Genomic DNA, 1,423 nt, shown 5'->3' on the forward strand with positions numbered 1-1,423 from the left:
TCAGTCGTGAACCTTTTCGCCGCAGCCATCACACACCTCCACAAGGACTCTCAAAGTTTCGAGCACTCCCACGAGATGTGGACCGAGAATCGGGGGGGCAGGACAAACAAATAAGAGGGAATGACAGCACGTTAAACCCCGACAACGAAGGTACGCAGGCCGGACTCAAGGCGTTGAGACGTCCTTGGCAATACAAAGATGGTCTCGAGAATGTACCCGCCGATGATCAAAGCAATAAATACATGCGCAGGAGAGCCGCCGATTAGAGCCAGTGCCAATATGACTAGCAATAGACCGGCCTGTGTCGTCCGACGGGCCCTGATGACGCCAGTGATTACGCAGGATGCGGAACCTGACGCGTGCACCTTTCCATAGAATACGGGCGATAATGGCCATAGGGGCATCCGCTCGATGTCATGAACAGACACGAGGATCGACTCGCCGGATACCTTGGCGACCAACGGGGAATGCACGAGGCGGCGGCCGAAATATGTTGCCGCTGCGGACGCAATGAAGTCATCGCACGCACCGAAGGACCGCAATACATCGGCACTGGGCTGAGAGACAACAAATTGGACGGGAAGGCCCAGCGACACCATCAGCCATACGTGATGCCCTCGGACCTGGCGCTTCTTCACCATTCGAACGGCTCGAAGGTGTAGGTGTCTTGGAAGGATCCGCCGAACTTCGCTGAGGTGAATCCACCAAAGTCCCATCCGTACGTAGGCTGCCCGTCGCACATGCCTACATAACCATCGGCTCCGATAAATCCGTACCCAATACTGCCGACGCCGAATGGCCCTTTCATGTCACTCGGATCGTCGACACTTTGATCTTGCCCATAGGTAACTCCCCCAGAGGCTTCCAAGCCACCTCCGGCGCCGGGGCTGATTGTGATACCGCTATGCCCGTCAGAGCCGTGGACATAACACACATGCAACGACAAAACCAAGGCTGCCCCGAACGAGCCACCCGCGCAGATCTGCCAGATTGACAAACCAGTGGGGTCGTCGAAAAGCAGCGGATCATTCTTCGCATAGCCGTAGGCAGAATGCGTGATTTCACTTAGTGGGTCGGGTGTGAGGAACTGGGCCGTGGTCGGGTCGTAGGACCGGGCTCGCAGGTAGTAGAGCCCGCTCTCTTGGTCTTGGTATTGACCGTTCCACCGGAGTGGGGTGTCAGCGGTACCGGTGTGGGTGTCCAAAGCGCCGTAAGGGCTGTAGCTGTAGGTCGCCACTACTGCTCCAGTCTGGTTGGTCAGGATCCGGGTGGATCCGTACTGGTCGGTACCGAAGTATTGGATAACTCCAGTGCTGGTGATCTGTTCTAGTGCCGCGGATTTGAAGTAGTTGGACGGTTGGCCTTTGCGAGGATCTGGTCGGCGGTCTTCGTCCAAACGAACGGATGAGCACGGTCGTGCCAG

The 1,423-nt window shown here is 57.0% G+C and carries 2 protein-coding genes; one reads left to right on the top strand and one right to left on the bottom strand.

Annotation, left to right across the window (positions count from 1 at the left end):
• A partial coding sequence (locus ACYVAQ_RS23330) for a hypothetical protein (RefSeq protein ID WP_460793007.1) occupies positions 1-266 on the top strand: 266 nt, incomplete at its 5' end.
• A gap of 368 nt (positions 267-634) precedes the next feature.
• On the opposite strand, the gene ACYVAQ_RS23335 is transcribed toward ACYVAQ_RS23330, so the two are convergent.
• On the bottom strand, positions 635-1,423 hold a 789-nt coding region (locus ACYVAQ_RS23335; protein ID WP_460793008.1), incomplete at its 5' end, for an RHS repeat-associated core domain-containing protein.

This window comes from Nocardioides maradonensis (genome assembly GCF_054777115.1).